Genomic DNA, 6,500 nt, shown 5'->3' on the forward strand with positions numbered 1-6,500 from the left:
AAATGACCGAGAGTTCCAGCCCGACCGCCGCGTTGGGCTGGCCCGAGGTGATGCGCGACGCCAGCAGGATGCCGGCGATACCGCAGACGACGCCTTGCAGCGCAAAAATCCAGATGCGCGTCCGGTCGACATTGACGCCGGCAAGCCGCGAGGCCTCCGGATTGCCGCCGATGGCCAGCGTGTTCTTGCCGAAGACGGTCCGGTTGAGGACGAAGCCGAAGATGCAAAACAGGATGGCAAGCACCCAGACCGGCGTCGGTATGCCGAGCAGTTTCGAGAGCGCCAGCTGATAGAAATCCGGGCTGTTGATGCCGACGGCGCGGCCGTCGGACGCGATCAGCGCAAAGCCGCGCACGATCTGCATGGTGGCCAGCGTCGTGATCAGCGCGTTGATGCGAAATTTGGCGATGACAACGCCGTTGATGAAGCCGACGAAAGCGCCGCAGGCGATTGCCGCCAGCAGGCCAAGCAGGATCGAGCCGGTGTAATTCGAGGCCATCACAGCGACCATGCCGGCAAAGGCGACGATCGAACCGACCGACAGGTCGAAGTCGCGCGCGGCGAGGCAGAACATCATGGTGCAGGCGACGATACCGACGGTGACCACCGACTGCAGCAGGCCGAGCATGTTGCGGTCCGTAAGGAAGTTCGGCACCAGGGCCGACACCAGCGCGAAGGCGACGACAAAGATGACGACGAGGCCCTGTTCGCCGAGCAGGATTTTTTTCAACTGGTCGGTCATGCCAAAGTCCTCAGGATGCGATCGCGTCGGGGGTTTTCTGATCGGGCAGAGCGGCGGCCAGGATCGCCTTTTCGGCGAACTGGTCGCGGGTGAGCTCGGCGCTGACGCGGCCACCGCACATCACCAGAATACGGTCGCAGATGCCCATCACTTCCGGCAGTTCGGACGAGACCACGACGATCGCCATGCCGTCCTGCGCAAGCTGGTAGAGCAGTTCGTAGATTTCCGATTTGGCACCGACATCGATGCCGCGCGTCGGCTCGTCGACAATGAGCACCCGCACGCCCTGTTCGGACAGCCAGCGGCCGAGGATGACCTTCTGCTGGTTGCCGCCGGAGAGGTGGATGATGTCCTGCTTGCGCGACGGCGTGCGCACCTTCAGCTTCTTGACAAAGGTCTCGGCCGTGGCGATCTCGCTGGCGCGGTTGAGCACGCCGAAGCGTGTGTGATGGCGCCGCGACGAGATGTTGATGTTCTCCTCGACCGAGCGCCCCTGGATGATGCCGTCATGCTTGCGATCCTCCGAGCACAGCACGATGCCGGCCCGGATCGTGCCACGCGGATCGGTGGCGCGAACCAGCTTGCCGTCGACGGTGATGGTGCCGCCCGAGCGCGGATCGGCGCCATAGACCAACCGCATCAGCTCCGAGCGCCCGGCGCCGATCAGGCCGAAGAAGCCGACGATCTCGCCTGCCCTTGCCTCGAAACTGGCCGGTGTCTGCAGTTTGGGGCCGCTGAGAGCGTCGACCTTCAGGCGGACATCGCCTGTTTTTCGTGCGCGAAAACCCCAGATATCCGAAATCTCGCGGCCGACCATCTCGGCGACGACCTGATCGCGGGTGACGCCTTTCAGCGACGCGTGGTGCGCCGCGAGCTTGCCATCGCGCAGCACGGTCAGGCTGTCGCAGAGCCGGAACACCTCGTCGAGCCTGTGCGAGACGTAGATGATGACCTTGCCCTCGCTGCGCAGGCGATTGATCAGGGCAAACAGGATTTCGCTTTCGCGCGAGGACAGCGACGAGGTCGGTTCGTCCAGCGCGATAACGCGTGCGTCGAGCATGACCGCCTTGGCGATCTCGACCATCTGGCGTTCGCCGATCGACAGCGTCTTGACCTTGCGGCGCATGTCGATGTCGATACCGGCCGATTTCAGCTTGGCGCCGACGTCGTCCAGCATCCGGCGACCGGCGATGATGCCGGCGTTGGCGGGGAAACGACCGAGGCTGAGGTTTTCGGCAACGGTGAGTTCAGGAACGAGTTGCAGTTCCTGATGAATGACAATGACGCCATTGTCGAAGGCATCCCGGGTCGAGGTATAGGCTTGAACCCTGCCGTCAATGCGGATCTCGCCCTGATCGGCATGCTGGTCGCCGGAGAGGATCTTGATCAGGGTGGATTTGCCGGCGCCGTTCTCGCCCATCAGGCCATGCACGGCGCCTTTGTCGACGCCGAACGAGACGTCCGACAGCGCCTTGACGCCCGGATAGGTCTTGGTGATGTGCGAGAAGTCGAGAAAGGACACGAGCCGATCCTTTTGAGCCATGACAAACAGGCGGCGGGATGAGCCGCCGCCTGTTTGTACAGGGAGGATTATTCGATGCCGAGGCCCTGGCGGACCTTCTGGTAGTCGTCACGCTTGGCGAGTGCACCGGAAGTCAGGATCAGCTTCTCCGGTTCCTTGTTGTTGGCAACCCAGTCATACATGTTGAGCGCCGTCTCGTAGCCATGACGCTTCGGCGAGATGATCACGGTGCCGACGAAGCCAGTGGCGGTCGGCTTCTTGAACTCGTTGATTGCGGAATCCGCGCCGCCAATGCCAACGCCGATCACGCTGTCAGCGGGGATGCCGACGCTTTCGGAAGCACGCACTGCGCCGAGCACCGCCTCATCGTTGAGGCCGAAGGAGACCCATTTCTTGATGTCGGCATGGGCGTTGAGCACGACCGTTGCGGCGTTGAGGGCGGCTTCGGTGTCGGTCTTGGCCTGTGGCGCGTCGAAGATGTTCTCGGCCTTGAAGCCGTTTGCCTTCAGCACCGAGATGGCACCTTCGACGCGGTCGACCGCGGTCGGCAGTTGGTCGTAGGAGACGCGGATGGCGCCGACCTCGTCGGCCTTCCAGCCGCGTGCCTTCATTTCGTCGACGATCGCCTGGCCGACGGCTTCGCCGATCTTGGTGGCCGAAATGCCCATATGCGGCACGTCTTCCAGCGCCTTGCCGTCGGCGCCGACCAGACGGTCGTCGACAGTCATCAGCTTGAGATTGTTGGCGGCGGCCTTGGCGACGATGCCGGGGCCAAGCTTCACGTCCGGTGTGCAGACGATGAAGCCCTGGGCGCCCTGGGCGCCGAGATTGTCGATCGCCGACATCAGCTTCTCACCGTCCTCGGCGCCGATCTTGACCAGGGTAAAGCCCTTCTCCTTGGCGGCCTGGTCGGCGAACTTCCATTCGTCCTGGAACCACGGCTCCTCGGGCTGTTTGACGATGAAACCGATCTTGGTGTCCTGAGCATATGCAGCGATGGTCGTGACGGACAGCACGGCAAGCGCGCCCGCGACGAGCGCGGTCTTCAAAAGTCGCATGATTACCTCCCAGCGATAGACCGGGCGCTCAGCCCGGATGCCGGAGTCTCTAATCGCTTTTATCATACTCGTCAATTGATCTGGTATGATAATTAATGTACATGCTCTGACCAGCGATCGCTGGCGCAATTGATCCGCATCCGTTAAGGGCGGACCGGCTGTGCGAAACCAGCGGTTCGCCGCCTTGGAGGAGGGCTGAGGTGACCGAGATTCTGAAAAAAGCCCCGGGAGATACGACCACTCGCCGCCCGCGCGTGATGCCGGATGTGACCAAGGCGATAGCCTCTGACATCTTCTCCGGGCGCTATCCGGCCGGCTCCTCCTTGCCGACCGAAAACGAGCTCGGCGTCGAGTATGGCGTCAGCCGCACCGTGATCCGCGAAGCCCTGAAGGTGCTGGCCGCCAAAGGGCTGGTGCTGTCGCGGCCACGCATCGGCACGATCGTCTGCAACGAGGACGACTGGAACATCATCGACCCGCAGGTGCTCGCCTGGCACGCGCCGCACGCGCTGGACGACAAGCTCTTCGATGCCATCCTCGAAACGCGCCGCGCCATCGAACCGCTGGTCGCAGAACTCGCCGCCACCCGCGCGACGCTGCAGGAAATCGCCGATCTCGAAGCGGCATGGCGAGGCATGGCCGGCTCCGGCGAGGACCTCGCCGCCTTCTCGCGCAGCGACATCGCTTTCCACCAGATCGTCTATGCGGCGAGCCACAACCCGATCTTTCGCCAGATCGGCAATCTCATCGACACCGGGCTGAAATTCTCGCTCGAGGCGACGGCGGTGATTTCGCTCGACCGGCGCATGGAGGCCGTGGCGGCGCACCGCGAGGTGGTCGAGGCGCTGCGCATGCGCGACGCCGAGGCGGCGCGTGGGGCCGCAAACAAGATCCTCGACCTTGCGGCGCGCGACCTCGTCAGCGCCAAGAAACTCAAGAGCAACTGAGACTGCGCATGAAAATCATCTCGCTCACCACCTACATCGTTCCGCCGCGCTGGCTGTTCCTGAAAATCGAGACCGATGCCGGCGTCACCGGCTGGGGCGAGCCGGTCGTCGAGGGCCGGGCACTGACCGTCGAGGCAGCGGTCAAGGAGCTTGGCGATTACCTCATCGGCAAGGATCCCCGCCTGATCGAGGACCACTGGACGGTGATGCACCGCGGCGGCTTCTACCGTGGCGGGCCGATCCTGATGAGCGCCATTGCGGGCATCGACCAGGCACTGTGGGATATCAAGGGCAAGGCGCTCGGCGTGCCTGTGCATGAATTGCTCGGCGGCAAGCTGCGCGACACGATCAAGGTCTATTCCTGGATCGGCGGGGACCGGCCGGCAGAAGTCGCGGCGGGTGCCCGGGAAATGGTTGCGCGCGGTTTCCTGGCGTTGAAGATGAACGGTACCGAGGAGTTGCAGATCGTCGACAGCCACGACAAGATCGATGCCGCTGTCGAACGCGTCGCCATGGTGCGCGAGGCGGTCGGACCCAACATCGGCATCGCCGTCGATTTTCATGGGCGCGTCCACCGGCCGATGGCGCGTGCCCTGGTCAAAGAACTGGAGCCTTACAGGCTGATGTTCATCGAGGAGCCGGTGCTCAGCGAAAACCGCGAGGCGCTGAAGGAGATCGCCGCGCTTGGCTCGACGCCGATTGCGCTCGGTGAGCGGCTCTACAGCCGCTGGGACTTCAAGTCGGTGTTCGAGGAAGGTGTCGTCGATATCATCCAGCCAGACCTGTCGCATGCCGGCGGCATCACCGAATGCCGCAAGATCGCGGCGATGGCGGAAGCCTATGATGTGGCCGTGGCGCCGCACTGCCCGCTCGGGCCGATCGCGCTTGCTGCGTGCCTGCAGCTCGACGCGGTCAGCTACAACTGCTTCATCCAGGAGCAGAGCCTCGGCATCCACTACAATGCCGCCAACGACCTGCTCGACTATGCCGCCAACAAGGATGTCTTCCGCTACGAGGATGGCTATGTCGCCATTCCCGACGGACCGGGCCTGGGTGTCGAGATCGACGAGGACTATGTCAAGGAACGAGCCAGGGAAGGCCACCGCTGGCGCAACCCGATCTGGCGCCACAAGGACGGCTCCTTCGCCGAGTGGTGATCGGGCTGCCTTTCGTTCTCTAAGCGCCATGAACAGTGAAGACTTTGTCCGGCGAGCATTTGCTCTCGAGAAATGGCTCGTTCGTTCCGTTGGAGGCGCTTTCAGCGGCGTTGCCTGAACCGGCCATCAAGCGCAATGGCCGCAGTGCGGCACATTCATCGGCTGCGAATTGCAGAGGGACTGTTTGGTGGAGCCAATCGGGATCGAACCGACGACCTCTTGAATGCCATTCAAGCGCTCTCCCAACTGAGCTATGGCCCCACTTCCGGCAGTCAACCGGCGCCGTTTCCGGCGAAGAGATCCGGCGCGGGTTGGAGACCGCGCCGTTAGTGCAGGCGGCTTCTAACCCCGCCCTTCTCAGATATCAAGCCTTCGAGAGCCGCTTTTTCTTCTCAGGCCTCGAAAGCCCGCAAACGCCCGCTTTCAAGGCCGATCAGACCTCGTCGTCGTCGTCGCCGACGCCGATCATGTCGGCGACATCGTCGTCTTCTTCCTCTTCGTCGGCAAGGAAGGTGTCGTCCTCGTCGTCGCCGAGATCGACGTCGTCCTCGTCGTCGCCAAGATCCGGCAGGTCGTCGCCCTTGACGTCCTCATCAGCCTCTTCGAGCGAGACGACCTCAACGCCTTCTTCTTCCTCGGCGTCCACTTCCTTCTCGGCCACTTCCTCTTCCTCCTCGAGAGCGGCAATCTTGCCTTCCTCGAAATAGGAACGCGGATAGGTCTTGCCGGTGTAGGGCGAGACGATCGGGTCCTTGTTCAGGTCGTAGAATTTTCGGCCCGTCTCCGGGTCGATACGTTTTGTGCCAAGTTCGGTTTTTGCCACGGCAAGCCTCGTCAATAAAAGAGTGGTCCCCTTAACCACAGTTTGCAGCGCTGTCAAAGCGAAAAGCCGGCGTCACAAAACCATGCATTGAAAGGCCTCGCGTCAGTGACGACCATGGGGGATGACCATTTCGCCCCACCGTGTTACGAGACCGCCGCAACAAATGAAAAGCGCCGGCCTGCCGGCATTCCGTCCAGGGAAATTCCATGTCTCACGCCGCCGCCCCCAAGCCGGCCACCGCCCGCCAATCC

6 protein-coding genes and 1 tRNA gene are annotated in these 6,500 nt (G+C 62.8%); 2 read left to right on the forward strand and 5 right to left on the reverse strand.

All coding sequences use genetic code 11. From position 1 onward, the window contains the following. The 3 genes from araH to EOC06_RS29965 form a co-directional block, all read right to left on the reverse strand. The coding region (araH, locus tag EOC06_RS29955) for an L-arabinose ABC transporter permease AraH (RefSeq protein ID WP_128309493.1) at positions 1-742 on the reverse strand (742 nt) is incomplete at its 3' end. A gap of 10 nt (positions 743-752) precedes the next feature. Further along, positions 753-2,264: an L-arabinose ABC transporter ATP-binding protein AraG gene (araG, locus tag EOC06_RS29960; protein ID WP_128309494.1), complete on the reverse strand. Its 1,512-nt coding sequence runs from the start codon at positions 2,262-2,264 to the stop codon at positions 753-755. A 68-nt stretch (positions 2,265-2,332) separates the two neighbouring features. Then, the gene (locus tag EOC06_RS29965; RefSeq protein ID WP_027039820.1) at positions 2,333-3,322 is read right to left on the reverse strand and encodes an arabinose ABC transporter substrate-binding protein; all 990 of its coding nucleotides are present in this window, start codon (positions 3,320-3,322) and stop codon (positions 2,333-2,335) included. A 200-nt stretch (positions 3,323-3,522) separates the two neighbouring features. Between EOC06_RS29965 and EOC06_RS29970 the strand changes: the two genes are divergently transcribed. Then, positions 3,523-4,269 (forward strand): FadR/GntR family transcriptional regulator, encoded by a 747-nt coding sequence (locus tag EOC06_RS29970; protein ID WP_128309495.1) that lies wholly within the window; start codon positions 3,523-3,525, stop codon positions 4,267-4,269. A gap of 8 nt (positions 4,270-4,277) precedes the next feature. Continuing rightward, positions 4,278-5,426 carry a galactonate dehydratase gene (dgoD, locus tag EOC06_RS29975; RefSeq protein WP_128309496.1) on the forward strand — a complete coding sequence of 383 codons (1,149 nt, stop codon included), beginning with the start codon at positions 4,278-4,280 and terminating at the stop codon, positions 5,424-5,426. 185 nt (positions 5,427-5,611) lie between these two features. Here the strand turns inward: dgoD and EOC06_RS29980 are convergent. Both EOC06_RS29980 and EOC06_RS29985 read right to left on the reverse strand, forming a co-directional pair. Then, positions 5,612-5,687, reverse strand: a tRNA-Ala gene (locus EOC06_RS29980). A 172-nt stretch (positions 5,688-5,859) separates the two neighbouring features. Further along, a complete protein-coding gene (locus EOC06_RS29985) occupies positions 5,860-6,249 on the reverse strand; it encodes a TIGR02300 family protein (RefSeq protein ID WP_013528180.1) in 390 nt (129 codons plus the stop codon). Between the last annotated feature and the right edge of the window lie 251 nt (positions 6,250-6,500).

Source organism: Mesorhizobium sp. M7A.F.Ca.MR.362.00.0.0 (genome assembly GCF_004023175.1).
Classification (GTDB): Bacteria; Pseudomonadota; Alphaproteobacteria; order Rhizobiales; family Rhizobiaceae; genus Mesorhizobium.

Bases quoted from the DNA above. Each gene is read 5' to 3' on its own strand.
- EOC06_RS29965 (WP_027039820.1), bottom strand. From the start codon at position 3,322: ATGCGACTTTTGAAGACCGCGCTCGTCGCGGGCGCGCTTGCCGTGCTG.
- dgoD (WP_128309496.1), top strand. From the start codon at position 4,278: ATGAAAATCATCTCGCTCACCACCTACATCGTTCCGCCGCGCTGGCTG.